The sequence below is a fragment of the Microbispora hainanensis genome (genome assembly GCF_036186745.1).
Lineage (GTDB): Bacteria > Actinomycetota > Actinomycetes > Streptosporangiales > Streptosporangiaceae > Microbispora.
Genome location: NZ_CP108086.1, coordinates 8,033,623 through 8,058,337, shown reverse-complemented (window position 1 = coordinate 8,058,337; position 24,715 = coordinate 8,033,623). Strand labels below are relative to the sequence as shown.

The following is a 24,715-nucleotide window of genomic DNA, read 5'->3' as shown; positions in this document are numbered from 1 at the left end:
TCAGAGCCTCAGTCCTGTTCCGTGCACGCCGTGCTCGTCGATCAGCGCCAGCTCCTGCTCGGTGAGCGGCGGGAAGCCGAGCGCCTTGACGTTGTGGTCGAGCTGCGCGGTCGAGCTGGCCCCGATGAGCGCCGAGGTCACCTGCGGCTGCCGCAGCACCCACTGCAGCGCGAGCTGCGCGAGCGACTGACCGCGCTCCCTGGCGATGTCGTTGAGCGCGGCGGCCCGCCGCCGGTAGGTGCCGTCGATGACGTCGGGCGACAGGAACGCGCTGTTGCCGGCCCGCGCGTCCGCGGGGATGCCGGAGAGGTACTTGTCCGTGAGCAGCCCCTGGGCCAGCGGCGAGTAGACGACGAGACCGAACCCGTCCTCGGCGGCCAGCTTGAGCAGGCCGTTGAGCTCGGGGCGGCGGTCGAAGATCGAGTAGCGCGGCTGGTGGACCAGCAGCGGCACCCCCGCCCGGCGCAGCAGCTCGGCCGCCTCGTGGGCCCGCTCCGGAGCGTAGTTCGAGATGCCCACGTACAGCGCCTTGCCCTGCTGCACGGCGCTGACGAGGGCGCCGACGGTCTCCTCCAGCGGCGTCGCAGGGTCGGGGCTGTGGCTGTAGAAGATGTCGACGTGGTCGGTCCCCAGGTCGCGCAGGCTGTGCTCCAGCGAAGTGAGCAGCGACTTGCGCGAGCCGCCCTTCAGATAGGGACTGGGGCCGATCGGGTTGCCGGCCTTGGTCGACAGGATCAGCTCGTCCCGGTACGGGGCGAGCTCCCGCCGCAGCAGCGTGCCGAAGAACTTCTGCGCGGCCCGGTGCGGCGGGCCGTACCTGTCGGCGTTGTCGAAATGGGTGATGCCCAGGTCGAAGGCGTGCAGCACGATCTCGCGCTGGGTCTCGTACGGGCGGTCGAGACCGAAGTTCTGCCACAGCCCGAAGGAGATGGCCGGCAGGTCGAGACCGGAGTTCCCGGCACGCCGGTATTCCACCTTCTCGTAGCGGTCCTCGGCCGCCGCGTAGGTCGTGTCGTAAGCGCCGTAGCTCAAGTCGATGCCCTTTCTCAGTGGTCGGTGCCGTGCGCGCGGGCGCGGCGGAGCGCGGACGGCTGCAGAGACGGGGTGTCGCTGCCGGTGTCGCGCTCGACGAAGTGGGTGCCCGGGGCGACGATCTCGTCGATCCGGTCGAGGACGTCGTCGCTCAGCTCGACGGTGGCCGCCTTGAGGTAGGCGTCCAGGTGCTCGATCGTCCGCGGGCCGATGATCACACTGCTCACCGCCGGATGGTTGAGCGCGAACGCCAGGGCCAGGTCGACCAGGGTGAGGCCGCTGTCCTCGGCGAGCCGGGCCAGCGCGTCGGCGGCGGCGAGCTTGCGCCGGTTGCGTTCGAGGGTGACGTCGAACCGGCCGGGGATGAGGTCGGCGCGCGCCGACTCGGGCTGCTCGCCGCCGACGCGGTACCTGCCCGACAGCCAGCCCGCGGCCAGCGGGCCGTACGTCAGCACGCCGAGGCCGTACTTGCGCGCGACGGGGAACACCTCGCGCTCCGCGCCGCGGACGAGCAGCGAGTATGGCGACTGCTCGGTGTGCGGGGCGACGAGCCCGTGCCGGTCGGCCAGCCACTGCGCCTCGACGAGCTGGTGGGCGGGGAAGACCGAGGTGCCGTAGTAGAGGATCTTGCCCTGGCGGACCAGGTCGTCGAGCGTGCGCAGCGTCTCCAGCAGGTCGGTGCGCGGGTCCGGCCGGTGCGCCTGATAGAGGTCGATGTGGTCGGTGCCGAGCCGGCGCAGGCTGTCCTCGACCGCGCGGACGATCCAGCGGCGCGAGTTGCCCGCGTCCCGGGGGTCGTCCCCGATCTGCCCGTGGAACTTGGTGGCGAGGAAGACCTCGTCGCGGCGGCCCTTGATGGCCTTGCCGACGATCTCCTCCGACACGCCCTGGGCGTAGACGTCGGCGGTGTCGACGGATGTGACGCCGGCGTCGAGGGCGGCCCGGATGATCTTGATGCTCTCGCCCTCCTCCTGCCATCGGCCGAAGTTCATCGTGCCGAGCGTGAGCGGGCTGACCAGGACGCCGGTGCGTCCGAGCGTCCGGTTGGCCTTGTCGGTCATGGTGTCCTCTCGATGTTCAGAAGAGCCCGCTCGTCGGCGGTTCCTCTCCGGTCAGGTGGTAGGCGCCCGCCACGGCCGCCTTCCACTGGCGGGGGTTGTGGTTGGCGACCGTGCGGGCGTTGCGCCAGTGCCGGTCGAATCCGAGGTCGCGGTTGGTGATCGAGCCGCCCGCGACGTCGAAGAGCAGTTCGGCGGCCCGCAGGGCGGCCTCGATGGCGATCACACCGGTCTGCGCCACGGTGACCGCGGCCTCCGCGCCCGCCGCCCGCGCCCGGGAACCGGTCAGGCCGCGCACCCCGTGCACGACCTCGGCCGCCAACAGCACCGCGGAGCGGGCAGCCTGGGCCCGGGCGGCGATCTCGCCGACGGTCTGGCGCACGTAGGGGTCGTCGACGCTCCTGGCCGCCGTGCTGTGTTTGATGGGCCGGGCCTTCTCCCGGACGAACCAGACCGCGTCGTCGAGCGCCGCGGCGGCGATGCCCGCCTCGACCGCGGCCAGGTAGAGCTGCGCGAACGCGCCCAGCCACGGGTTGTCGAGCAGGCTGTTGTCGCGGATCACGACCTCGTCCTCATGCGCCCGCACGTTCACCAGGCGGGTGGTGCCGCTCGCGGTCAGCCGCTGGCCGACCGCGTCGAAGTCGTCGAGCCGCTCCACGCCCTCGCGATCCACCGGAACGGTGAAGCCCAGCACGGTCCCGGACTCGTCCTTGGCCAGGCCGGAGAACCACGAGGCGTACAGGCCGCCCGTCGAGTAGTACTTCTCGCCGTTGATGACGTATCCGCCGCCGTCACGCCGGATGGTGGTGTTGACCGACCCGCTGGCGCCGCCGGTGCGCTCGTTGGAGGTGCCGGCGAACAGGTCGCCGTCGCGCAGCCGCCGCAGGGTCGTCTCCCGGCCGGGCAGGTCCGGCCGGCTCGCCACCTGGTTGGCGGTGAGGAAGCTGCTGCGCAGCGCCTGGGCCACATTGGAGTCGGCGCGGGCGATGGCGATGACCAGGTCGGCCACGTCGCGCACCGACCCGCCCGCGCCGCCGTCCTCCTTCGCGACGCCGATCAGCGTGATCCGCTCGCGGGCGAGCGCCCGCACGTCGTCGAACGCGTACTGGCGGGTGAGCTCGCGCTCGCGCGCGCCCGCGCTCAGGCGCCGCAGGATCGGGGAGACGGCGGCGCGGATGCCGTCCACGGTGTATCCGCTGCCCGCGTGGTCCGCGGCGGCGTGGTCCGTGCCCGCGTGGTCCGCGGCGGTGTGGTCCGCGGCGGTGTGGTCCGCGGCGGTGTGGTCCGCGGCGAGCGGCCGGGGGGTCACGCCGCCACCGCCGCGGGCTCGGGCAGGCCCAGCGCGGCCCGCAGCGTGAGCGGGCGCGGAGAGGCGGGCGCATCGGCGGGGTCGGTCAGCCGAGGCGTCAGCGCCCGGACCGCGGTGACCACCGCGTCGGCGCTTCCGGTGGGCACCAGCTCGAAGCCGTCCAGCCGGTGCTCGCCGGCCCAGTCGCGCAGCTCGCCGGCGAGGGCGGCCGCCGTCGCGGCGCCGCCGGGGCCGAGGTCGTCCCCGGCGATCTCGACGCGGCCGAGCAGCGCCACCTCCTGCCTGGAACGGCCGGCTCGCCGCAGCGCCTCCGTCAGCGCGGCGTCCGCACCGGCGGCCCGCTTCCGGCCCACCACGACGACGTCCGCGGACCGCGCGACCGCCGTCACGTCCAGGACGTCCAGGTCGCCGAGGTCGGCGACGACGACGGGGCGTCCCTGCACGGACGAGGGACCGTCCAGCGGGCCCGCGACGCGGTAGAAGGCACCCTCGTGGCCGATGGGCCGGACGAGGGCGTCGTCGACGACGACGCCCGCCTGCTGGTCGCCGATCAGGGCCGCGCGCGGGAACGACTCCCACAGCCGGGTCAGCACGTGGGCGTACTCGGCCCACCGCGCGGCGGGGCCGGCGGCGCGGGGTGCGGGGGCCGTGGCCCGGCTGACCTCGTCGCCGCCGCCCGCGCGCAGCGCGACACCGGCCAGGCCGCCGGTCGCCCGGTCGAGGGAGAGCACACGGCGCGCGGTGTTGTACGGCGCGTTGTGCGTCGTCGGCACCTCGGCGATGTAGCCGAGACCGTCGTGGAGACCGGCGAGATACGCCGCCACCACGGTCGGATCGAGGGCGTGGCCCGCGGCCACCTCGTCGAGCAGACGTATCGCCGCGATCCCGGCCTCTCGCGTGGCCGCCGCGACGGCGACCGCGCCGGTGAGCGGCACCGGCACCGGCCCCCGCGCCGGTCCTGCGGCCGGCGGGGCGGCCGGTTCACCGACCGCGAGGGCGAGCTGGATGACTGGACTCATGACAAGACCGCCTTCGGTTGTGGGACGGGACGTCGCGGGGCGTTCACAGGGCCGTACAGAGCGCCGTTCACAGCGCCGTTCACAGTGCAGGCTCCAGCGGGCGGAGCTCGTACGGCCCGGCGTCGGGGAGGCCGAGCCCGAGGTGGTCGCGGAGGGTCGTCCCCTCGTAGTCGGTGCGGAACAGGCCGCGCCGCCGCAGCTCGGGCACCACATGGTCGGCGAAGTCGTCGAAGCCCGACGGAAGGACGTCGGGCATCACGTTGAAGCCGTCCGCCGCGCCCGTGCGGAACCACAGCTCGATGTCGTCGGCGATCTGCTCGGGCGTCCCCACGACGATCCGGTGACCGCCGCCGCCGGACAGCTTCTTCAGCAGCCGGCCGAGCGTCGGCCGCTCCGTTTCGATGATCGTCTTGACCACGCGGTAGAAGGTCTGGGAACCACCGGCCTCGTCGGGGGCGACGAGCAGCTCGGGCGGGATCGGCTCGTCGTCGGACAGACCGTCGAGTGAGATGCCGAGCTGGCCGGCGAGCCGGTTCCGGGCGTACTCGCCGGGGAGGATCTCGTCCAGCAGCTCGCGCCGGGCCCGCGCCTCGGCCTCGGTGCCGCCCACGACGGTCGACAGCCCGGGCAGGACCACGACGTCCTCGGGCCGTCGTCCGAACGCGGCCGCCCCCTCGCGGATCTCGGCGCGGAACGCGCGGGCGTGCTCGATGTCCTGGTCGGCGGAGAAGATCACCTCGCCGACCCGCGAGGCGAGCCTGCGGCCGTCGCTGGAGCCGCCGGCCTGCACCACGACCGGCCTGCCCTGCGGGGAGACGAGCGCGGTGCGAGCCGCCCAGGAGGCGACGACCTGCTCGGTGAACTCGGCGGCGCGGCGGTAGCGCAGCGCGTGGCCGGGCTCACTCGTGCGGCCGAAGTTGCGCGCCGCCACGGCTCCCGCCGTGGTCACCACGTTCCAGCCGAAGCGGCCGCCGCTGACGTAGTCGAGGTCGCCGAGACGGCGTGCCAGCTCGACGGGGTCGTTGTAGGACGACGACAGCGTCCCGATCAGGCCGATCCGCTCGGTCTGCGCGGCGATCCGCGCCAGCACCGTCGTCGGCTCCAGGTTGTTGGACGTACGGTGCCTGATCTGCGGGTCGAGCGACGGGCCGTCGGCGAGGAAGACCGCGTCGAGCTTGGCCTGCTCGGCCTTCTTCGCGATCGAGGTGTAGTGCTCGATCGTGTAGCTCGCGGTGCCGTCGGTGCCGGGGAACCGCCATGAGCCCCCGAAGACGCCCGCGTTGAGGATGTTGACGTTGAGGTGCAGTCGGCGTGACACGGCGATCTCCTTAGCGTGCGCCTGCGACGGCGAGCCCGGCTCCCGGGATCGCCTCCAGCAGTTGCCGGGTGTAGTCGTGCCGCGGTGAGCGGAACACCTGCTCGACCGGGCCGGTCTCGACCACGACGCCGTCCTTCATCACCGACACGTCGTCGGCGATCAGGCGTACGACGCCGAGGTCGTGGGTCACGAACACGTAGCTGAGGCCGTACTCGGCCTGCAGGTCCACCAGCAGCCGCAGGATCTGGGCCTGGACCGACACGTCCAGCGCGCTCACCGCCTCGTCGAGCACCAGGATCCCGGGGTTGAGCGCCAGCGCCCTGGCGATCGCCACCCGCTGCCGCTGGCCGCCCGACAACTGCCCCGGCAGCCGGTGCAGGTGCCTTTCGTCCAGCGCCACCGCCTTGAGCAGCTCGGTCACCCGGTCCGTCCGCTCCCGCCTGCCCCGCGCGAGGCCGAAGGCGCGCAGCGGCTCGGCGACGATCTCGCTCACCGTGAACCGCGGGTCGAGGGAGGTGAAGGGGTTCTGGAACACGAACTGCAGATCCCGGCGGATCTCCCGCAGCCGCCTCCGGGACAGTCCGGTCAGCTCCCGGGCGCCCAGGTGCACGGTGCCGCTGTCGGGGGAGGCGAAACCGGCCAGGATGCTCGCCAGCGTCGACTTGCCCGCGCCGGACTCGCCGACGATCGCGTGCGTGGTGCCCTCGCGTACGACCAGGTCGACGCCGTCCAGGGCGCGCAGCTCACGCCGCGGGCCCCGGCCGCGCAGGCGGTAGGTCTTGGTGAGCCCGCGCGCCCGCAGCACCTCACGGCCGGGCAGCGGGCGCGGGCCCGACGCCGGCTCCAGCCGCCCGGCGTGCCGGGCGGGGGCCGCGTCGAGCAGCCGGCGGGTGTAGTCGTCGGCCGCGTTCTCCAGCACCCGGCGGACCGGGCCCTCCTCCACGATCTCGCCGTCGCGCATGACCAGGATGCGGTCGGAGCGGTCGAGCGCGACACCGAGGTCGTGGGTGACCAGGAGGATGCCGATGCCGAGCTCCTCGCGCAGCCGCACGAGGTGATCGAGGATGACCTTCTGGACGGTGACGTCGAGCGCGCTGGTGGGCTCGTCCGCCACGATGATCTTCGGTTTGCCCGCCAGCGCGATCGCGATGAGCGCCCGCTGCTTCATGCCGCCGCTGAGCTCGTGCGGGTATTGGTGGAACACCCGCTCGGCGTCCTTGAGACCGGCCGTGCGCAGGCTGTCCAGCGCGGCCTGCCTGTGGTGCGCGGCATCGCGGGCCTCGGGCTCGTTGAACCGGACCGCCTCGATCACCTGCCGGCCGATCTTCTTGACCGGGTTCAGCGACGTGTTGGGGTCCTGGGGGATGAAGCCCACGTAGTTGCCCCGCACCAGCGCCATGCGCCGGTCGTTCCAGCCCGTCACGTCGACGCCGGAGTAGGCGATCGAACCGGCCCGGATCCGCGCGGACTCCGGCAGCAGGCCGAGCGCGCCCTGGACCAGGGTGGTCTTGCCCGAGCCCGACTCGCCGACGAGCGAGACGAACTCGCCCGGCCCGACGTGCAGGGTGGCGCCGCGTACGGCCGGCGTCCACCGGCGGCGTCCGGTCCGGTAGTCGATCGCGAGACCGGCGATCCGCAGCAGCGGGTCCTGTCTGTCCGCATGTGGGTCGGTCATCGGCGGTGGTCCTTCCGGTAGGAGGTGCTGATGCGGTGGGTGGCGATGACGACGACGGCGAGCGCCGCGCCCGGCAGGATCGAGGCCCAGGGGTGGACCGCGACGTAGTCGCGGCCCTCGGCCACCAGCAGCCCCCATTCCGGCTGCGGCGGAGGCGCCCCGTAGCCGAGGAAGCCGAGCGAGGCGACGGCGAGCACGGCCGTGCCGATCTCCAGCGCCGCCAGCGCGATCACGGAGCTGAGCGAGTTGGGGACGACGTGCCGGAGCATCACGCCCAGCCGGCCGACGCCGAGGCCGTACGCCGCCTTGACGTAGTCCTGGGTCACGACCGAGAGCACCTGGGCTCTCATCACCCGCGCGAACGACGCGATGGAGGAGATGCCGACCGCCAGGGCGATGTTCTGTGTGGAGTAGCCGAGGACCGAGACCACGACCATGGCGAGCAGCAGGCTGGGGATCGCCAGGAACACGTCGATCACCCGCATGACGGCGGTGTCCACGATCCCCCCGGCGAAGCCGGCGATCAGCCCCACGAGGGTGCCGACGCCGAAGGCGATGAGGACGGCGAGCAGGGTCGCGGTCAGCGTCGTCTGCGCGCCGTACACGCTGCGGGCGAACAGGTCGCGGCCCAGCCGGTCGGTGCCGAACCAGTGCTCGGCGCTCGGCGGCAGGAAGCTCGCGGACGCGTCGCCGGTGTAGGGGCCGTACGAGGTGAACAGGCCGGGGACGACCGCCCAGCCGATCACGACCAGCACGACGAGCCACGAGGCCACCAGGATCGGCTGCCGCGCGAGCTCGCCGAGCCGCCTGGCGATCGGGCGGGCGAAGCCGGCCCGGCGGCCCGCCGCGAGCGCGTCGAGTTCGACGGTCATCACTTCCTCCTCACGCGGCTCAGCCGGCGGCGAGCGCGGCCCGCAGCCGCGGGTCGAGCAGCGGATAGATCAGGTCGACGATCAGGTTGATCAGGGCGAAGCCGGCCGCCACGAGCACGACGGTCCCCTGCACGAGCGGGACGTCCAGCGTGTTGATCGCCGCCTGCGTCATCCGGCCGACGCCCTGGCGGGCGAAGACGGTCTCGGTGATGACCGAGCCGGCGATCAGGTTGCCGAACGTGATGCCGGCGATGGTGAGCGCCGGAAGGCCGGCGTTCCGGAAGACGTCGCGGACGATGATGCCGCCGCGGGTGGCCCCCTTCGCCCAGCTCGTCGTGACGTAGCCGGAGCGGAACTCGGTGGCGAAGCTGCGGACGAGGAGCTGCGCGATCGGGCCGGACACCGGGATGGCCAGCGTGATCAGCGGCAGGACGAGGCTCCGCGCGCCCGTGTCGCCGAAGGCGGGGAACCAGCCGAGCCGGAACGAGAAGATCTGCAGCATCAGGATGCCGGACAGGAACACCGGCACCGAGACCGCGCCCGACGGCAGTGCCTCCAGGAGGTCGCGCAGCCAGGCGCGGCGGGCCGAGGTCGCGGCGAGCGCGATCACGAAGGCGATGGCCAGCGCCAGTGCGAGCGCGCCCGCCGCGAGGAGGAGAGTGCTCGGCAGCACGTCGAGGATCGTGGCGACGACCGGCCGCCCCGACTGCACCGAGGTGCCGAAGTCGCCGCTCAGCGCGTGCCCGAGCCGGGCCAGATACTGCAGGATCAGCGGCCTGTCGAAGCCGTAGCTCGCCGCCACCTGCTCGCGGACCTCGGGCGGCACGGTGTTGACCTCGGCGGGGTCGAAGAGCAGGTCCACCGGGTCGGCGGGCAGCACGAACAGCAGGACGAAGGTCAGGGTGAACGCGGCCCAGACCACGAACAGGGCCCGGCCGGTCTTCAGCGCGAGGTAACGCAGCACGACGTTCCTTCCGCGGGAGCGGGCCGCCGGCCGCCGGGCGCAGGGGCGCGGCGGCCGGCGGCCGTCACTTCCCGTTGCTCTTCCACGTGTCCACGAAGTGGTTGCGGGACTGGGCGTCGAAGATGATCCCGTGGACGTAGTCCGCGTGGGCGATCACCTGTGAGGGGTTGTAGACCGGGTTCACCAGCGCGTACTTGTCGAGCAGGAGGTCCTGCGCCGCCTTGGCGTACTGCTTGCGCGTCGCCGGGTCGAGGGTGAGCTCCAGCGCCCCCAGGGTCCGCGTGACCTCGTCCACGTCGATCCCGGGGGAGTCCTTCGTGACGTACGAGCCGTTGCCGAGCGCCGGGCCGTACTGGAGGTTGAGGACCGCGGGGTCGTTGCGCGAGCGGTTGGCCGCGACGATGTTCCAGTCGGTCTTGGCCTTGGTGAGCAGGGCGGTGTAGTCCGGGATCGGGACGACGGTGAGCCGCAGGTCGATGCCGATCTTCTTCAGGTCCTGCTGGATCGACTCGTACGCCGGCTTGTTCGCCACCAGGTTGCTGATGCCGAGCAGCTTGACCACGAGCTTCTTGCCCTCCTTGACCCGGATGCCGTCCGGGCCCTCCTTCCAGCCGGCCTCGTCGAGGAGGCGCCCGGCCTTCTCGGGGTCGTACCTGAGCACGGTGCCGCTGTAGTCCACGTAGCCGGGGACCGAGGGGGCGAGGACCGAGGTCGCCACGGAGTAGGAGTCGGTGAGCACCGTCTTCCTGACCGCCTCGCGGTCCCAGCCGAGCTGGATCGCCCGGCGCACCGCGATGTCGTCGGTCGGGAAGAGCTGGGAGTTGAGGTTGAAGAAGATGGAGGTGCCGGAGACGCCCCGGTAGATGATCTTGAATCCCTGGTCGGCCAGCGGCTTCTCGTCCGTGGTGCCCACGTCGAGCGTGGCGTCGATGGCCCCGGACGTGAGCGAACCGGTCCGGACGCTGGCCTCGGGGATCGTGTTGAACACGATCCTGTCGAGATAGGCCTCGCCCTTGTGCTTCAGCGCCGGCGGCGCCCAGTTGTAGCCCTTGCGCCTGACGAGCACGGTCTTGACCTGCGGCTGCCACGACTCGTACACGAACGGACCGGTGCCGATCACCTTCTTCGGGTCCGTACGCTCCTCCGCGCTGAGCTTCAGCGTCGACAGCGACAGGAAACCGGGCTGCGCGTTGGCGGTGAAGGACGAGGCCTGCAGGAAGCTCGCGAGCGGCTTCTCGAAGCGGACGACGGCGGTGTAGCGGTCCGGGGTCAGCGTCTCGATGTAGCCGGGCAGCAGGATGGCGCCGTTGGGGTTGATGCCCAGCTTCTCGTCGCCGTGCACGTACTGGTCGAAGTTGGCCTTGACCACCTCGGAGTCGAACGGGCTGCCGTCGCTGAAGGTGACGTCCTTGCGCAGGTGGAAGGTGAACTCGGTGAGGTCCTTGTTGTACTCCCAGGACTCCGCCAGCCACGGGGTGATCTCTCCGGTGTCCGGGTCCTGCCAGGTCAGCTTGTCGGTGATGTTGTTGCCGATGAGCGATTCGGCGTAGTTGGTGCCCCACTGCGGGTCGGGGCTGCGCTGGTAGTCGATGAGGGCGAACTGCAGGGTGCCGCCGCGGACGGGGGCGCCGGCGGTGGCGGACCGGCCGGTGGAGGCGTCCCCGCGGGTGAGGGCGAACCCGCCTCCGGCGACCAGGAGGACGGCGACGGCCGCGGCGACCCAGGGCCATCTCTTGCGCCTCGGGGTGGCGCGCTCGATTGCGGTGCGAAGGTCTGACATGAACGTTCCTTGTGCTTGGCGGGGCAAAGTCCAGGCGCCGTACGGGGGCGAGGGGGAGGCGCACCGCTCTGGGTGCGCGGGTGTGGCAGGGCTCGCGGACGATGACGTGGATGACGGTCGCGGCCGCCTGACGCATGGCCGGCGACGTGGGTCAGGGCCGCTGGTGCGGCCCTGACGGCAGACGGGCTTCGCGAAAACCGGCGCGGGCTGTCCCGCGAACGGCGCGAGAGCCGTTCAGCGCTTACAGAGCGCGCCGGCGAAGAAGGCGAAGTCGATCTCGCGCCTGGAGTACCGAAGCAACTCGATCACGAACTACACTTTACCTACTTGAGAACTAGGTTTTTATGTGATCTGGGTCACAGTCACATCCGCCCGCCCACAGGACAGGGAGATCGTCGATGAGCCTGCAGTTCCTCTGGTACATCCCCAACCAGGCCGAGCCCGGTCACCGAGGCGACGACGTCGTCGAGAACCACAACAGCCTGGACACCTTGACCAGCCACGCCAGGGCCCTGGAGGAGCACGGGTGGGGCGGAGCGCTCATCGGCACCGGCTGGGGACGGCCCGACACCTTCACGGTCGCCGCCGCCCTCGCCGCGCGGACCACGACGTTCCAGCCGCTGATCGCGATCCGTCCCGGCTACTGGCATCCGGCCAACTTCGCCTCCGCCGCCGCGACCCTGGACCATCTCACCGGGGGACGGGTGCTGGTCAACGTCGTGTCGGGCAGGGACAACCTCGCCGCGTACGGCGACAGCGAGGGCGACCAGGCCCACCGCTACGCCCGCACCAGGGAGTTCATGCGGATCGTGCGCCGGCTGTGGACCGAGGAGAACGTCACCTATGAGGGCGAGCACTTCTCCGTCACCGGCTCGACCGTGGTGCCGCGGCCGGTGGTCCGGGGCGAACGCCGGCATCCCCGGCTCTACTTCGGCGGCGCCTCGGAGGCCGCGGAGAAAGTGGCCGCCACCGAGGCCGACGTACAGCTCTTCTGGGGTGAGCCGCTCGACGGCATCGCCGAGCGGATCGACCGGCTCAGGCGGCTCAGCGACCGGCTCGGCCGCGAGCACCCGCCGCTGGAGTTCGGGCTGCGCATCACCACGCTGGTGCGGGACACCACCGAGCAGGCCTGGGCCGACGCCGAGGCCAAGGTCGCGCAGATGGCCAAGGGCGCCATCGAACGCGACCCGAACAGGCACGCCGCCGTCGGCCAGCAGCGGCTGCTGGAGCTCGCCGCGCGGGGCGAGGTGCTCGACGACAACCTCTACACCACGCCCGGCAAGTTCGGCGGGGGCGGCGCCGGCACCACCTGGCTGGTCGGCTCGGCCGAGGACGTGGCGAAGTCGCTGCGCAAGTACGAAGCCCTCGGCATCACCCACTTCGTGCTCTCCGACACCCCCTATCTGCCGGAGATCAGGCGCCAGGGCGAGCAGTTGCTCCCTCTGCTGACGGCCGGCCGTGCCGCCTGACGGAGGAACGCGCGGAGGAGATTCGGAGGGGCACGGCCGGCGGCCCGGCCGTGCCCGTCAGGGCTTGCGCGCCAGGCCGCCGAAGCAGGCCACCTCGCGGGGCTCGCCCCACGGGTTGTCCTCCGCCCGCCACCGCGACACCGAGACGATGCCGGGATCGAGCAGCTCGAGGCCGTCGAAGTAGCCCCTGATCAGCTCGGGACTGCGCGGCGTGTAGGGGGTGGCGCCGCTGCCCGCGTTGTAGCCGCCCAGCGCCTTGACGTACGCCGGGTCGGTGTCGGAGCCGTCGTAGAGCGCGAGATAACTGCCGGAGGGCAGGGCGTCCAGCAGCCGGCGCACGATGTCGCGCGCCTCGTCGTAGTCGGCGACCAGGCCGAGGATGCCCATCAGCATGAGCGCGGTCGGCCGCGTGAAGTCGAGCGTCCCGGCCGCCTCCCGCAGGATGCGGCCGGGGTCGCGCACGTCGGCCTCGATGTAGTCGGTCGCCCCCTCGGGGGTGCTGGTCAGCAGCGCCTCGGCGTGCACCAGCACGAGGGGGTCGTTGTCGACGTAGACGATCCGGGACTCCGGGGCCAGCCGCTGGGCGACCTCGTGGGTGTTGTCGACGGTGGGCAGGCCCGTGCCGATGTCGAGGAACTGGCGGATTCCCGCCTCGCGGGCGAGATATCCGACGGTGCGCACGAGCATCTGCCGGGACTGGCGGGTGATGTCCACCATGCCGGGGAAGACGGCGCGGATGCGTTCGCCCGCCTCCCTGTCGACCGGGTAGTGGTCCTTGCCCCCGAGGAAGTAGTTCCAGACGCGGGCCGAGTGCGGCACGCTGCTGTCGATCCTGCGGACGCCGGGGTCGTCGGCGGGAGGAGTGTCGCTCATGGGGACCTCGGAATGGTCGGGACGGGGAGACGACCGCACCCGCGTCGGTGATCTCCGCAGGGTGCCGACAGACGTGCGCCCATCCTTTCCGATCAAGCTCCGGCACGCAACCGCCCGGGGCGCGCCGAAAGCGCCATGACGGCCGCGTTCGCCCCGATAGCATCCCGTCCGGCGGCGGCGTACGGCCGGCGCGGCGAGGGCCATATCGGCGAGGTCCACATCGGGGAGGACAGGGATGATCTCGGCTCGGCCGGAGGACGCGACCCGTCCGGAGGGACGGCCGGTTCAGCCGCGGGGCGGGCCGACGGTGGTGCGCATGATGCTCGGCGCCCAGTTGCGCCGGCTCCGCGAGGCCAGGAACATCAGCCGCGAGCAGGCCGGGCGCGCCATTCGCGCCTCCACGTCGAAGATCTGCCGGCTGGAGCTGGGCCGCACCCCCTTCAAACGGCGCGACGTGACCGACCTGCTCACGCTGTACGGCGTCGTCGACAGCGGGGAACGGGAGACGATGCTGGCGCTCGCCGAGCAGGCCGGCACCCCCGGCTGGTGGCACCAGTACAACGACCTGCTGCCCGGCCGGTTCGAGGTCTACGTCGGGCTGGAGGAGGCGGCGGCCACCATCCGCACGTACGAGGTCCAGTTCGTTCACGACCTGCTGCAGACCGAGGACTACGCGCGCGCGGCGATCCGGCTGCGGCATCGCGGGGCGCCCGAGCCGGACGTCGAGCGCCGCGTCGGCCTGCGCATGCGGCGTCAGCGGCTCCTCGACCAGGCCGGCGGGCCCCGGCTGTGGTCGGTGGTGGACGAGTCGGCGCTGCGCCGTCCCCTGGGCGGGCGGGCCGTGCAGCGCCGCCAGATCGAGCACCTGATCGAGGCCGCCGCGCGCCCGGGCGTCACCCTGCAGGTCCTGCCCTTCCGGGCCGGGGGCCACCCCGCCGTGGGCGGCCCGTTCACCATCCTGCGGTTCGCCGAGCCCGACCTGCCAGACGTCGTCTACCTCGAACAGCTCAGCAGCGCCCTGTATCTAGACAAGCAGGAGGACGTGGACGACTACACCGCCGTGATGAACGACCTCAGCGTGCAGGCCGAGTCGGCCCGCGACACCGTGACGATGCTGCGCGGAATCCTCGCGGATCTGTGAGGGCCGGTATTCGTAAGGGCGGTATTCGCAAGGGCGGTATTCGCAAGGGCGGTATTCGCAAGGGCGGTATTCGTAAGGGCCGGTCAGGCCCTGCCGAGGTGGGCCAGCAGGCGGTCGAGCGGCCAGGTGTTCACCACGTCGTCCGGGGTCAGCCAGGCCCGCTGCGCGATGCCCACGCCGAACCTCTGGTGGGCCAGGTGCGGCACGGCGTGGGAGTCGCTGTCGATGGAGAACTTCACGCCGTGGTGGCGCGCGAGCCGTACGAGGTCGGAGGGCAGGTCGGCCCGGTCGGGGTAGGAGTCGATCTCCATGATCGTGCCGGTCCTCGCGGCGGCGCGGAACACCGCGTCCCAGTCCGCGTCCACCGGCGGCCGCTTGCCGATCTTGCGCGTCGTGGGGTGGCCGATGACGTGGACGTGCGGGTTCTCGCACGCCGCGACGAACCGGCGGGTCATCTCCTCGCGCGACTGGGTGAAGTGCGAGTGCACCGACGCGACGCAGACGTCGAACCCGGCGAGCACCTCGGCCGGCCAGTCCACCGAGCCGTCCGGGGCGATGTTCAGCTCGCTGCCGTGCAGCAATCGCATGTCCGGATATCTCGCCTGCAACTCGGCGATGCGGGCGCGCTGGGCGAGCGCCTTGTCGAGGGTCATCCGCTGCATGACCAGGTCGGGCGCGTGGTCGGTCACCGCGTAGTAGGAGTAGCCGCGCATCGCGGCCGCGGCCACCATGTCCTCCAGCGAGGCGATGCCGTCGGTGAGGTCGGTGTGGGTGTGCAGGTCGCCCCGCAGGTCGTGCAGCTCGACCAGCCGCGGCAGCTCGCCCCGCAGCGCGGCCGCCACCTCGCCGCCGTCCTCGCGCAGCGCCGGGTGCACCCACGCCATGCCGAGCGCCTGGTAGATCTCCTCCTCGGTCTCCGACGCGATGAGGCGGTCGCCGTCGAACAGGCCGTACTCCGACAGCTTCCAGCCCTTCTTGACCGCCATCTCCCGGATGGCGACGTTGTGCTCCTTGCTGCCGGTGAAGTAGATCATCGCCGCGCCCCATGACTCGGCGGGGACGAGCCGCAGGTCCACCTGCAGGCCGCGGTCGGTCCTGACCGAGGTCTTGCGCTCGCCCTTCGCGACGATCTCGGTGACGTACGGCTGCCGCGCGAACAGCTCCATCAGGCCGGGGTCGCCGACGGCGAGGATGTCGATGTCGCCGATCGTCTCGCTCATCCGGCGCAGCGACCCGGCGAAGGCGATCCGGTCGGCCGGCAGCGAGGCGATGACCCGCTCCGCGAGGTCGGCCGCGATGCCGAGGTGGACGCGGTCGCCCGACCGCTCCATGTGCTCGATGCCCCGGAGCAGGTTCTCCTCGGTCTTGGCGCCGAAGCCGCGCACGCCCTTCAGGCGGCCGTCCCGGATCGCGTCGGCCAGCGCGGCGGGGGAGTCGATGCCGAGCTCCTGGAACAGGAACAGCGCCTTCTTCGGGCCGAGCGACGGGACGCGGGTCAGCTTGCGGACCCCCTCGGGCACCTTGCCCCGCAGGTCGTCGAGCTGGCGGAAGCTGCCGCGTGCGAGGAACTCCTCGACCTTCTTGGCGATCGCCTCGCCCACGCCCGGGATCGACCGGACGTCGGTCTCCGCGAGGTCCCCGGGGAATCCCGCGATCGACTTGGCCGCCTTCTGGTAGCTGCGCACCCGGAAGGCGTCCCCGCCGTTCAGCGCGAAAAGCTCGGCGTACTCCTGCAGCGCCGCGGCTGCCTCGTCATTGGCCCGTCCCATGCGTCTCAGCGTAGGCCGTCTCGGGGCAGGAGAAGCGGGAGCGCACGTTCGAACGAACGGATCCAATATGGCCAGGTGTGGGTGCCGTTTCCGTAGAAGTCGGTCGTCACCTTCACCCCGGCCTTCTCCGCGGCCCTGGCGAAGTTCCGGTTCTGCCGCATGATCGCGGCCTCGGTGCCGTCGACCGGCCCGTCCCCGTGGTCGAGCGGGCCGGGCTCGCCGTCGCCGGAGGACGCGTAGAGGCGCACGCCCTTGAGCCGCCCGGCCAGGTCGGCGGGATTGTGCTCCGGCCATTCGCTCGGGTCGCCCCACAGGTCCTCGGTGTCCACGCCGTTGCCTGCCATGAACGACCGATATCCGGAAACGTCGGCACGCGTGTCGAGCACCCCCGAGAACGACGCCGCCGCCTCGAACATGCCCGGATGCCGGGCCGCGTAGACGAACGCGCCGAGGCCGCCCATGGAGAAACCGGCGACCGCACGGCGCGTGCCCACGCCGTATCGCGGCTCGACCAGGCGCGGCACCTCGGTCATGTGGAAGGTCTCCCAGCCGGGGCCGTCGCGCCAGTCGGCGTACCAGCCCATCGGGCCGCCCTCGGGGACGATGACGACGGCGTCGAGGCGAGCGGTCAGCCGGGCGACCTCGCCCGTCCTGAGCCAGTCGAAGGCGCCGCCGGCGCAGCAGCCGTGCAGCAGGTAGAGCGCGCGCCAGCCGGTGGAGCCCGGTTTCCAGGCCGCGGGCTTCACCACCCACACCGAGCGCTCCCCGCCCGCGGCCGGGGAGTCGATCACGAGCCGGTCCGTACGCTCGTCCACGGCCTCCTGCGAGACGACCGTGGCTGTGGCTGTGGCTGTGGCTGTGGCTGTGGCTGTGGCCGTTGCCGCTGCCGGAGGACGGGCGGGCGGTGGCGCCGCGGACTCGGTGGTGCTCTGGCAGCCGGTCACGATGACGACGAGGACGAGCCACGCCACGAATGTCTTCACAAACAGGTGAGTGCCACACCGATCACCCGCCGTCAATGGTGGAGAAGGGCTTGGCGTAGACGAAGGGCCCACGCGGCGGCGGGACCGGCCGCTCGAACACCCGCACCTGGAAGAACTCGCCCCACGCCGGGTCCGGCGCCGTCACGCCGTACGCCTCCGCGGGTTCGAAGCCGAAGCGCGAGTAGTACGCGGGACTGCCGACCAGCCCGACCAGCGGCGCGCCGAGCGCCTCGGCCGCCCCGAGCGCGGCGTGCACGAGAGCGGAGCCGATGCCCCGCCGCTGGTGATCGGGGTGCACGGACAGCGGACCGAGCCCGAGCACGGGCACCGAGCCCACATGGGCCCTCGTGCAGACGACATGACCCGCGATCCCACCGTGTGACGCCGTTGACATCGTCGGCGCTGTCGCCGGTGCGACGAGCGACAGCTCCGGCAGCCAGCCGGAGTCGGTGCGCAGCGCGTCGAGCAACGTCACCTCCATCGGCAGCCCGCCGGGGTGGCCGGAATTGCGGGCCGCTTCGTAGGGCGCGAAGGCGGCGGCGACGACCGCGCGGACGGCCTCGGCGTCGCCGGGGTTCTCCCGTCGGATCAGCATCCGCTCAGCGTCCCGCCCGCCCGCGCGACTCCGCAACGTATTAACGGGCGGGTCCGGCAGCCGGGCGCGAACGGGCCGAGTGGTGATGCCGGCGGGAATGCCGGGCGGACAGCGCGGTTTCGTCCTGTCGGCGCGAATTGCCCGCAAAAGCGGGCATAGGCAATGCCGCCCGCACGCCACTCATATTTGTCCTATACGTGCAAATTGTCGCAAGTTTTGATCTGGCGAGGGCGCGGCCGGCTGTGGACCGTTGCGATTGCGCGGTGATCGGCTGTCCGGCTTGACCTGAATCGCGGTAGACGAATACCGTCTCTACGAAACTTGCATTAAATATTTGGAAAGTTTCGATGGCGGTTCGCGGGCAGTGACCACCGTCTCGTCGTGGCCGTCCGGCCGCCCATGGTCCTCCTGCCGTGAGAGAGCACAGAAAGGATCATAGATGCCACAGCCGACGGACCCCGAGCCGGTCGCCAGGCCCGTCCCGCGAATCAACACCAAGGTCCCGCATCCGGCCCGGATATACGACTATCTGCTGGGCGGCAAGGACAACTACGCGGCGGACCGCGAGGCGGCCGAACACCTTCTGAAGGTTTCCCCGGGCACTCGCGAGGGCGTCCGCGCCCACCGCGCCTTCCTCCGCCGGGGGGTGCGTCATCTCGCCGCCGAGGCCGGCATGACACAGTTCCTCGACATCGGCACGGGCATCCCCACGCAGGGCAACACCCACGAGATCGCGCAGCAGGCCAACCCCGAGGCCCGGGTGGCGTACGTGGACAACGACCCCATCGTCCTGGTGCACGGCCGCGCCCTGCTGACCGGAGGCCCCACGGGGAAGACGTCGGTGATCGAGGCCGACATGCGGCAGCCGGAGACGATCCTGTCCCACCCGGAGGTCCGGGCCGTGATCGACTTCGACCGTCCGGTGGCCGTCATCCTGGCGGGCGTCCTGCACTTCATCACCGACGAGGAGGACCCGTACGGCCTGGTCGAGGCGTTCAAGGCGGCCGTGCCGCCGGGCAGCCGCCTGCTGCTGTCGCACATCACGCTCGACTTCGCGCCGCAGGTGCGCGAGGAGGAGTTCACCAAGCCCTACGACAACAGCACCGCGCCTATGGTGCCGCGTACGCGTGACGAGGTGCTGCGGTTCTTCGAGGGCTGGAAGGTGGAGGATCCGGGCCTGGTCGAGGTGGTGCGCTGGCGGCCGGACGAGTCCCAGGAGCGGATCCCCGGTGGTCACGCCTGGGCCTACGGCGCCCTCGCGGTCAAGCCCTGATCACGGGCGGCCCTGATCCCGGGTGACCTGATCCTGGGGGACCTGATCCTGGGGGACCTGATCCTGGGTGAGAGGAAACGTTCGGGAACACACATGGCCTCCGGTGCGGCGCGCGCACCGGAGGCCATTCCCTGTGAGTGGGGTGCCAGGGGCCGACGGACTCGCGTCGGCGAGTCCGGGCCGGCGGGCCCGGTGCCGCGGCGGCCTGTCGTGGCCGCCGCGGCCGTGGTCCCGGCTCCGGTCATCACGCCTGACACGGGCGATGAGCCGGCCTGGCCGGACCCGTCATGCCTACTGCGTGAAGGTCCACTTCTGGTTGTTGCCGCCCCAGCAGGAGTACAGCTGGATCTGGGTGCCGTTGCCGGTGCCCTGTCCGACGGCGTCCAGGCACAGCCCGGACTGGACGCCCTGGATGGAGCCGTCGGAGTTGAGGCGCCACTTCTGGTTGTCGCCGCCCCAGCAGGAGTAGATCTGGACCTTGACGCCGTTGCCGGTGCCCGCGGCGTCAAGACACTTGTTGCCGTAGACCCGGAGCTCCTGCGAGGAGGTGTAGGTCCACTGCTGGTTGCTGCCGCCGTGGCAGTCCCAGATCTGGAGCTGGACGCCATCGTTGGTGCTGGCGTTCGGCACGTCGAGGCAGCGGCCGGACGCGACGCCCCTGATCTGCCCGTTGCCGCCGCCACCAGGGGTCGGCGAGGTGCCCGGGCTGGGCGAGGTGCCGGGGCTCGGCGAGGTGCCGGGGCTGGGCGAGGTGGTCGGCGTGGCGGAGTTGAGAGCGTTCAGGACCGAGTTGTACGCGGCCTTCTTGTTGCCGTTGCTGTCGAACAGCAGCGGGCTGGTGTTCGCGCCGAGCCACGAGTCGCTGTCACGCACGCCCCACACCGTGATGCCGATGCAGCGGGGGACGGCCAGGCAGTCGTTGACGACGTTGGCGTAGGTCTGGGCCGAGCCGCCCTGGATGTCCAGCTCGGTGATGGCCACGTCCACGCCGAGGGCGGCGAACTGGGAGATGGTGGTGCGGTAGTTGCTGTTGTACGGGCTCTGGCCGTTGAAGTGCGACTGCAGGCCGACACAGTCGATGGGCACGCCACGCGACTTGAAGTCGCGGACCATGTTGTAGACGCCCTGCGTCTTGGCCCAGGTCCAGTTGTCGATGTTGTAGTCGTTGTAGCAGAGCTTGGCGGACGGGTCGGCCGCCCGGGCGGTGCGGAAGGCGACCTCGATCCAGTCGTTGCCGGTGCGCTGCAGGTTGGAGTCGCGGCGGCCGCCGTTGTTGTCGTCGTAGGCCTCGTTGACCACGTCCCAGTAGGGGATCTTGCCCTTGTAGTGGGCCATCACGCCGTTGATGTGGTTGATCATCGCCTGGCGCAGCGCGCTGCCGCTGAGGGACTGCATCCAGCCCGGCTGCTGGGAGTGCCAGGCCAGCGTGTGCCCGCGCACCTGCTTGCCGTTCTGCGTCGCCCAGTTGTAGATCCGGTCGGCGTTGGTGAAGTTGAACTGACCCTGGTTCGGCTCAGTCGCGTCGATCTTCATCTCGTTCTCGGCCGTGATCATGTTGAACTCGCGGTTCGCGATGTTCGTGTAGTTCCCGTCGCCGAGCTTGCCGCTGGCGATGGCGGTGCCGAAGTAGCGGCCGCTCTGCGCGGCCGCCGCGGCCAGCGTGCTCTCCGCCGCGCCGGCGGGAGCCGGCACCGACACCGCCACCGCGGCCGCGGCCGCGGTGAGTACGCCGACAGCGCCGGCGACCAGAGCCCGGCGCAGCCGGGTTCCGGGCGGCGGCACGATGTTTTCGCCCATGTCTGAGCCTCCATAGATCACCTGGGGGAACGCGAGGGGTTCCCGTGAGACCGACGCCGCGCCTCGTCGCTCGAGGGCGCACACCACCGGGGCGTCGTGATCGGCGGCCCCCTGCCGTGCACCACCACTTGGGGCCGGGGACCGCCTCGGAGGATCAGTGTGGAAACCTCGCCGAAACTTGTCAAGGCTTTACCAGAAACTTTCGGACGACCTGCTCATTCCTGGGGTGCGGAATCGGTTAAGCGGTCGGCATCTATGCTTTGAAAGTTTCGGCAGCCTGGTGTGCCAGCCGGGAAGGTTAGATGAAAGTTTCACGACCGGCCTTTCGCCGGTCTCCCGGGTCGCCGCGACAACGCCCAGTTGGGCCGCGCCCGGATCCCGGTGGTGACGCGGCCCGGTATCAAGACCCTTGACAAGGGTTCTCCGTCTCGTATTGGCTCCGCCCCACACCACCTCCACGCACCCTGATGGAGAGGAGAGCCGATCGGAAGAGTCATTGTGAGCGCCCATGGTCACCGGCGACGCGGCCTTCCGCCGCCGGCCCGGTCGTCCGCCGAAAGCCGGAGATGCTCGGCCGGCGCGCGAGTATCGCGCTCGGCGATCACCGGTGCGGGAGAACGGGACGATGGCACTACCCTGCCAGGGTGAGCGTGGAAGTGTCCGTGGTGGTCCGCTATCGCAAGGCCGTGACGTACGGCGTCAACGCGCTGCTCGGCGCGCTCGAAACGGCGAAGGCCGAGTGCGACCTGAGGCTCGGGACCACTCCCGAGGAGACCGCGGAGCACATCGCGGCCAGCCGCGCGGACCGCATCCTGGTCCTGTGGTCGTTCTACTCGCCGGACGCCGAGGCGATGGCGGCCGAGCTGGCCACCGTGCGGGCCCTCGCCGACGACCCCCGCGTCCTGCACATCGCCGGAGGGGTGCACGCCACCGCCGAGCCGCAGCAGGTCATCGACGCCGGCTGGGACCTCGCCGCGATCGGCGAGGGGGAGCCGACGATCGTCGCGCTGGTCGAGGCGCTGCGCGCGGACCGGCCGCTCACCGGCGTGCCCGGGCTGGCGGTGCGCGACGGCGACAGTGTGGCGCTGCGCACGCCACCGGCCCCGCAGTTACCGCTGGACGCCTTCCCGTCCTTCCCCGACCGGCGCCGCCACTTCGGGCCCATCGAGATCACGAGGGGCTGCGCCTACACGTGCCGTTTCTGTCAGACGCCCTTCATGTTCGGCGGCAGGTTCCGGCACCGCAGCGTGGACAGCGTGCGCGAGCACGTCCGCCGGATGGCCGCCCACGGCCTGCGGGACGTCCGTTTCATCACCCCTACCTCACTCTCGTACGGCACGCAGGGGCCGGAGCCGGCGCTGGACGCCGTGGAGGAACTGCTGGCGGGCGTGAAAGAGGAGCTGCCGGCGAACGGGCGGGTGTTCTTCGGCAGTTTCCCCTCGGAGATCCGTCCCGAGCACGTGACGCCGGAGGCGATGCGGCTGCTCAAGCGTTACGTGGCCAACGACAACATCATCATCGGCGCGCAGTCGGGCTCCGACCGCGTGCTGGCCGCGGCAGGTCGCGGTCATGGCAGTGCGCCGGTGCGCGACGCCGTACGGATCGCCGTGGAACACGGCTTCCGCCCGAACGTCGACTTCATCTTCGGGCTGCCCGGCGAGTCGCCGGAGGACCAGGACGCGTCGCTGCGGCTCGCCGCCGACCTCGCCGATCTCGGGGCGCGCATCCACACCCACACGTTCATGCCGCTGCCCGGCACGCCGTGGCGGGACGCCGAGCCCGCGTTCATCCCGCTGGCGACGATGCGTGAGCTGGACCGGCTCGCGCAGCGCGGCGACGCGTACGGGCACTGGCGCAAGCAGGCCGAGCACGCGGCGCGGCTGGCCGAGACGGCCAAGGCCTACCCGCGCCGGGCCCGGCGCCGCCGCACGACCGGCGGCTGAGGAGACCCCGGACCCCCGCCCGCCGGGCCGTTGCCGGGCCCCGGCGAGAGGAGGCCTCGATCGGGGGGTCGCATGGTCAGAACCGCTGCGGCCGGGCCTGGTACGGCTCCTCGAGGAAGGCGATCTCCTCGTCGGTGAGCTTCAGCTCGACCGCGGCGAGGGCGTCGTCCACGTGGTGCTCCTTGGTCGCGCCGACGATCGGAGCGGTGACACCCGGGCGGCTGAGCAGCCACGCGAGGGAGAGGGTCGCGGGGGAGACGCCCCGCTCCTCGGCGGTGCGCGCCACCCGCTCCAGGATCGCCTCGTCGGCGGGACCGCCGTACAGCTGCTCCTGCCTGGCGCCGTCGCCGACCTGCCGCACGGTGTCGGCCTTCCTGCCCGCGCGGGCGAGCAGGCCGCGCGCGAGCGGGCTCCACGGGATGAGGCCCACGCCCTGGTCGACGCACTGCGGGATCATCTCCCGCTCCTCCTCGCGGTGCAGCAGGTTGTAGTGGTTCTGCATCGAGACGAACCGGGTCCAGCCGTGCGTGTCCGCGGTGTGCTGGGCCTTGGCGAACTGCCACGCCCACATGCTGGAGGCGCCGATGTAGCGGGCCTTGCCGGCCTTAACGATGTCGTGGAGCGCCTCCATGGTCTCCTCGATCGGCGTCTCGGCGTCCCAGCGGTGGATTTGGTACAGGTCCACGTAGTCGGTGCCGAGGCGGGCGAGGGAGGCGTCGATGGCCGACATGACGTGCTTGCGGGACAGGCCGTAGTCGTTGCGGCCCTCGCCCATCGGGAAGTAGACCTTGGTGGCCAGCACATAGTCGTCGCGGCGAGCGAAGATCTTGCGCAGCAGCCGCCCGGTGACCTCCTCGCTGACGCCTCCCGAGTAGACGTCGGCGGTGTCGAAGAAGGTCACGCCGCCTTCGGCCGCCTTGCGCACGATGGGCTCGGCCTGCTCCTCGTCCAGGGCCCAGCCGCCCAGCTTGGCCGGGTCGCCGTAGCTCATCATGCCGAGACAGATCCGGCTGACCTTCATGCCGGTGGTGCCAAGTCGTCGATACTCCATGACAGCACCCTATTTGTCCCATCATCGCCCCTGGCGGGACGGGGTGCCCGCCGGACGCCTGGATCGGAGCGTCACCAGCGCAGCGCGGTGCAGTCGACCGGCCGGGGCGAGAGCCGCCGGGCCCGGGTGGTCAGGTCGCGCATCCGGCGGGCGAACTCGCCGGCGGCCGGCCCCTCGTCCCGTGGTACGCGAGCAATGCTGCAGGCTGCTCGACCATCTGCTCGTCGAAGAGGCGCTGGACGAGTTGACCGCCATGCTCGACGACCCGTCGTCCGCCGTACGCAAGAAGGCGGGGTGGTACGCCCCCGGCGGGCCGATTCACCGCAGGACCGCGCCCAGGCCCGTCCGCGGGTCGTGAACGGCTCCGCTAGCGTGCGGGGCTGTGATGGAGAACGTGTACGTGGGGAACGCGCATCTGGACGGGCCCGCCGACCGCGGGTGGCTGCTGGGGCATTTCAAGCCCGTGGGCGATGTGCGGCACAGCGACGAGGTCGAGATCAAGTGGTGTGCGCATCCCCAGGGTGACCGGCGGGCGGAATGGGTCACCGGCGAGCGGCGCACCGCGCTCCTCGTGCTGATCAGCGGGCGTTTCCGCGTCGAGCTGCCCGGGCGGAGCGTGGTGCTGGAGAAACAGGGCGACTACGTGGTGTGGGGCCACGGGGTGGATCACTCCTGGTATGCCGAGGAGGAGTCGGTGGTGCTCACCGTCCGGTGGCCGTCGATCCCGGGATACGCGGTCTCGGGCGCGGGCTCCGAGTAGGACGACTCCGCGGCTGATGGGGCCCGTGGAGCCG

General features: G+C 71.5%; 21 protein-coding genes. 6 read left to right on the top strand and 15 right to left on the bottom strand.

Annotation, left to right across the window (positions count from 1 at the left end; all coding sequences use genetic code 11):
- The 9 genes from OHB01_RS36560 to OHB01_RS36520 all read right to left on the bottom strand — a co-directional run bounded on the left by OHB01_RS36560 (position 1) and on the right by OHB01_RS36520 (position 11,027).
- Positions 1-1,032 (bottom strand): aldo/keto reductase, encoded by a 1,032-nt coding sequence (locus OHB01_RS36560; protein WP_328710510.1) that lies wholly within the window; start codon positions 1,030-1,032, stop codon positions 1-3.
- 14 nt (positions 1,033-1,046) lie between these two features.
- A complete protein-coding gene (locus OHB01_RS36555; RefSeq protein WP_142645298.1) occupies positions 1,047-2,093 on the bottom strand; it encodes an aldo/keto reductase in 1,047 nt (348 codons plus the stop codon).
- Between the two features lie 16 nt (positions 2,094-2,109).
- Positions 2,110-3,399: an acyl-CoA dehydrogenase family protein gene (locus OHB01_RS36550; protein WP_205829771.1), complete on the bottom strand. Its 1,290-nt coding sequence runs from the start codon at positions 3,397-3,399 to the stop codon at positions 2,110-2,112.
- Positions 3,396-4,418, bottom strand: a complete 1,023-nt coding sequence (locus OHB01_RS36545) for a hypothetical protein (protein ID WP_328854605.1) — start codon at positions 4,416-4,418, stop codon at positions 3,396-3,398. The genes OHB01_RS36550 and OHB01_RS36545 overlap by 4 nt, the downstream gene beginning before the upstream one ends.
- Before the next feature lie 79 nt (positions 4,419-4,497).
- On the bottom strand, positions 4,498-5,736 hold the full coding sequence (locus OHB01_RS36540; protein WP_142645296.1) for an LLM class flavin-dependent oxidoreductase: 1,239 nt from the start codon (positions 5,734-5,736) through the stop codon (positions 4,498-4,500).
- 10 nt (positions 5,737-5,746) lie between these two features.
- Positions 5,747-7,411 (bottom strand): dipeptide ABC transporter ATP-binding protein, encoded by a 1,665-nt coding sequence (locus OHB01_RS36535; protein ID WP_142645295.1) that lies wholly within the window; start codon positions 7,409-7,411, stop codon positions 5,747-5,749.
- Complete coding sequence (locus OHB01_RS36530; protein ID WP_142645294.1) at positions 7,408-8,283, bottom strand: ABC transporter permease; 876 nt, start codon at positions 8,281-8,283, stop codon at positions 7,408-7,410. Before OHB01_RS36530 ends, OHB01_RS36535 begins: the two co-directional genes overlap by 4 nt.
- 19 nt (positions 8,284-8,302) lie before the next feature.
- Positions 8,303-9,247, bottom strand: coding sequence for an ABC transporter permease (locus OHB01_RS36525; protein WP_147944003.1), 945 nt, complete (start codon positions 9,245-9,247; stop codon positions 8,303-8,305).
- A 64-nt stretch (positions 9,248-9,311) separates the two neighbouring features.
- Positions 9,312-11,027: an ABC transporter substrate-binding protein gene (locus OHB01_RS36520; protein WP_147944002.1), complete on the bottom strand. Its 1,716-nt coding sequence runs from the start codon at positions 11,025-11,027 to the stop codon at positions 9,312-9,314.
- A 398-nt stretch (positions 11,028-11,425) separates the two neighbouring features.
- On the opposite strand from OHB01_RS36520, the gene OHB01_RS36515 reads away from it, so the two are divergent.
- Positions 11,426-12,496 carry an LLM class flavin-dependent oxidoreductase gene (locus OHB01_RS36515; RefSeq protein WP_142645291.1) on the top strand — a complete coding sequence of 357 codons (1,071 nt, stop codon included), beginning with the start codon at positions 11,426-11,428 and terminating at the stop codon, positions 12,494-12,496.
- Between the two features lie 57 nt (positions 12,497-12,553).
- Here the strand turns inward: OHB01_RS36515 and OHB01_RS36510 are convergent, their stop codons facing one another.
- Entirely contained in the window at positions 12,554-13,369 is an 816-nt protein-coding gene (locus OHB01_RS36510; protein WP_142645290.1) for an SAM-dependent methyltransferase, read from the bottom strand.
- Positions 13,370-13,604: 235 nt separating this feature from the next.
- On the opposite strand from OHB01_RS36510, the gene OHB01_RS36505 reads away from it, so the two are divergent.
- Positions 13,605-14,510 (top strand): helix-turn-helix domain-containing protein, encoded by a 906-nt coding sequence (locus OHB01_RS36505; RefSeq protein ID WP_142645289.1) that lies wholly within the window; start codon positions 13,605-13,607, stop codon positions 14,508-14,510.
- Between the two features lie 83 nt (positions 14,511-14,593).
- Here OHB01_RS36505 and polX read toward each other — a convergent pair whose 3' ends face one another.
- The 3 genes from polX to OHB01_RS36490 form a co-directional block, all read right to left on the bottom strand.
- A complete protein-coding gene (gene polX / locus OHB01_RS36500) occupies positions 14,594-16,279 on the bottom strand; it encodes a DNA polymerase/3'-5' exonuclease PolX (protein WP_142645288.1) in 1,686 nt (561 codons plus the stop codon).
- Between the two features lie 5 nt (positions 16,280-16,284).
- Complete coding sequence (locus OHB01_RS36495) at positions 16,285-17,094, bottom strand: alpha/beta hydrolase family protein (RefSeq protein WP_328854604.1); 810 nt, start codon at positions 17,092-17,094, stop codon at positions 16,285-16,287.
- A 190-nt stretch (positions 17,095-17,284) separates the two neighbouring features.
- Complete coding sequence (locus tag OHB01_RS36490) at positions 17,285-17,857, bottom strand: N-acetyltransferase (protein ID WP_328854603.1); 573 nt, start codon at positions 17,855-17,857, stop codon at positions 17,285-17,287.
- A gap of 439 nt (positions 17,858-18,296) precedes the next feature.
- On the opposite strand from OHB01_RS36490, the gene OHB01_RS36485 reads away from it, so the two are divergent.
- Positions 18,297-19,130, top strand: coding sequence for an SAM-dependent methyltransferase (locus tag OHB01_RS36485; protein WP_142645285.1), 834 nt, complete (start codon positions 18,297-18,299; stop codon positions 19,128-19,130).
- A 291-nt stretch (positions 19,131-19,421) separates the two neighbouring features.
- On the opposite strand, the gene OHB01_RS36480 is transcribed toward OHB01_RS36485, so the two are convergent.
- Positions 19,422-20,927 (bottom strand): endo-1,4-beta-xylanase, encoded by a 1,506-nt coding sequence (locus OHB01_RS36480; RefSeq protein ID WP_142645284.1) that lies wholly within the window; start codon positions 20,925-20,927, stop codon positions 19,422-19,424.
- 644 nt (positions 20,928-21,571) lie between these two features.
- On the opposite strand from OHB01_RS36480, the gene OHB01_RS36475 reads away from it, so the two are divergent.
- Positions 21,572-22,870 (top strand): TIGR04013 family B12-binding domain/radical SAM domain-containing protein, encoded by a 1,299-nt coding sequence (locus tag OHB01_RS36475; protein WP_328854602.1) that lies wholly within the window; start codon positions 21,572-21,574, stop codon positions 22,868-22,870.
- Between the two features lie 76 nt (positions 22,871-22,946).
- On the opposite strand, the gene OHB01_RS36470 is transcribed toward OHB01_RS36475, so the two are convergent.
- Entirely contained in the window at positions 22,947-23,921 is a 975-nt protein-coding gene (locus tag OHB01_RS36470; protein ID WP_147945233.1) for an aldo/keto reductase, read from the bottom strand.
- A 181-nt stretch (positions 23,922-24,102) separates the two neighbouring features.
- On the opposite strand from OHB01_RS36470, the gene OHB01_RS36465 reads away from it, so the two are divergent.
- Both OHB01_RS36465 and OHB01_RS36460 read left to right on the top strand, forming a co-directional pair.
- Positions 24,103-24,279, top strand: coding sequence for a HEAT repeat domain-containing protein (locus tag OHB01_RS36465; RefSeq protein ID WP_168065587.1), 177 nt, complete (start codon positions 24,103-24,105; stop codon positions 24,277-24,279).
- Between the two features lie 27 nt (positions 24,280-24,306).
- Positions 24,307-24,681, top strand: coding sequence for a signal peptidase I (locus OHB01_RS36460; RefSeq protein ID WP_205829802.1), 375 nt, complete (start codon positions 24,307-24,309; stop codon positions 24,679-24,681).
- Positions 24,682-24,715 lie beyond the last annotated feature (34 nt).

Excerpts from the sequence above, each read along its gene's own strand:
- OHB01_RS36530 (WP_142645294.1), bottom strand. The coding sequence starts at position 8,283 with ATGACCGTCGAACTCGACGCGCTCGCGGCGGGCCGCCGGGCCGGCTTC.
- OHB01_RS36510 (WP_142645290.1), bottom strand. The coding sequence starts at position 13,369 with ATGAGCGACACTCCTCCCGCCGACGACCCCGGCGTCCGCAGGATCGAC.
- OHB01_RS36470 (WP_147945233.1), bottom strand. The coding sequence starts at position 23,921 with ATGGAGTATCGACGACTTGGCACCACCGGCATGAAGGTCAGCCGGATC.
- OHB01_RS36545 (WP_328854605.1), bottom strand. The coding sequence starts at position 4,418 with ATGAGTCCAGTCATCCAGCTCGCCCTCGCGGTCGGTGAACCGGCCGCC.
- OHB01_RS36535 (WP_142645295.1), bottom strand. The coding sequence starts at position 7,411 with ATGACCGACCCACATGCGGACAGACAGGACCCGCTGCTGCGGATCGCC.
- OHB01_RS36490 (WP_328854603.1), bottom strand. The coding sequence starts at position 17,857 with ATGCTGATCCGACGGGAGAACCCCGGCGACGCCGAGGCCGTCCGCGCG.
- OHB01_RS36485 (WP_142645285.1), top strand. The coding sequence starts at position 18,297 with ATGCCACAGCCGACGGACCCCGAGCCGGTCGCCAGGCCCGTCCCGCGA.
- OHB01_RS36520 (WP_147944002.1), bottom strand. The coding sequence starts at position 11,027 with ATGTCAGACCTTCGCACCGCAATCGAGCGCGCCACCCCGAGGCGCAAG.
- OHB01_RS36555 (WP_142645298.1), bottom strand. The coding sequence starts at position 2,093 with ATGACCGACAAGGCCAACCGGACGCTCGGACGCACCGGCGTCCTGGTC.
- OHB01_RS36480 (WP_142645284.1), bottom strand. The coding sequence starts at position 20,927 with ATGGGCGAAAACATCGTGCCGCCGCCCGGAACCCGGCTGCGCCGGGCT.
- OHB01_RS36460 (WP_205829802.1), top strand. The coding sequence starts at position 24,307 with ATGGAGAACGTGTACGTGGGGAACGCGCATCTGGACGGGCCCGCCGAC.
- OHB01_RS36515 (WP_142645291.1), top strand. The coding sequence starts at position 11,426 with ATGAGCCTGCAGTTCCTCTGGTACATCCCCAACCAGGCCGAGCCCGGT.
- OHB01_RS36505 (WP_142645289.1), top strand. The coding sequence starts at position 13,605 with ATGATCTCGGCTCGGCCGGAGGACGCGACCCGTCCGGAGGGACGGCCG.
- polX (WP_142645288.1), bottom strand. The coding sequence starts at position 16,279 with ATGGGACGGGCCAATGACGAGGCAGCCGCGGCGCTGCAGGAGTACGCC.